This is a genomic window from Micromonospora sp. DT228 (assembly GCF_049841595.1).
Lineage (GTDB): Bacteria > Actinomycetota > Actinomycetes > Mycobacteriales > Micromonosporaceae > Micromonospora.
The window spans coordinates 1-272 of the sequence record NZ_JBNCKO010000091.1; the positions used below are offsets into that span (position 1 = coordinate 1).

Annotated in this window: 1 pseudogene; it reads right to left on the bottom strand. The window is 69.5% G+C overall.

What is annotated here, in order from left to right:
- Positions 1-272 (bottom strand): annotated as a pseudogene (locus ACLQ29_RS35545) (hypothetical protein); the annotation flags it as partial.

Here is a 272-nt window from a genome sequence, read left to right on the forward strand (position 1 = left end):
TTGTCCAGCTTCGACTCCTGCAGGCTCGTCGCGATCGAGATGACCGCGGCGCGCTCGGGCAGGCCGGCCTTCTTCGTCGCGGCGATGATCGCCTTGACGTTGGCGGTCTGCTCATCGTTCAGGGAGATGTGCGACTGGTCGCCCTGCGGCTTCGGGGCAGTGGTCTGCACGGCCACCGCGGCCGGCTTGGCATCCACCGGGGTGGCGGCGTGGGCGGCGATCGGACCGGCGAAGACACCACCGGCGAACGCGAGACCAGCAACGGACAGCAC